At 72.8% G+C, this 519-nt stretch carries 1 protein-coding gene; it reads left to right on the forward strand.

Translation table 11 applies throughout. The features are described from left to right. Positions 1–312: 312 nt before the first annotated feature. Positions 313–519 (forward strand): hypothetical protein (locus K6I34_RS37940; RefSeq protein ID WP_229332536.1); only part of this gene is annotated, 207 nt, incomplete at its 3' end.

Genomic DNA, 519 nt, shown 5'->3' on the forward strand with positions numbered 1-519 from the left:
GTTCCCCGCCCCGCTCTCCGTCCTCTTCCCCGTCCAACGTCACACGTCCCCCAGGTGTCCGGAATCGTCCGGAGCCTAACGCCACAGGTCCGGGCCCGTCCGGGGCTTGACCCAATACGTCCGGCCCGCTCGCCTCCACCCGCCGGCCGCAGCGCAATGGAGTCACGACACGGGCCCGCCCGGGACATGCCCGGACGGGCCCGGTATCCGTGAAGGGAGCCTCATGAGACCCCGCGCATCCGCCTCGCGACGTGCCCGACAGCGCTGCCGCACCCTGCGCGCCACGACCGCGGCCGACAGGAGGGGAACTCGATGAACGCGCTCGCAGGCGACGCCCCGTGGTGGGCAGGGGTGTTGCTCTCGCTGTCCGCCACCGTCGCCGTGATCGTTCGCTCGGTCTTCCCGCAGGACTCCGCGGACCGTCTGGTCTGGTGGCGCGAGCGACGTCTGCACCGCGAACGCCTGGCCTCCTCCCACGCTCCACGGTCCCGACGCCGGGCAGGACGACGGGACGGGAGG

It is taken from the genome of Streptomyces sp. UNOC14_S4 (assembly GCF_020740835.1).
Classification (GTDB): domain Bacteria; phylum Actinomycetota; class Actinomycetes; order Streptomycetales; family Streptomycetaceae; genus Streptomyces.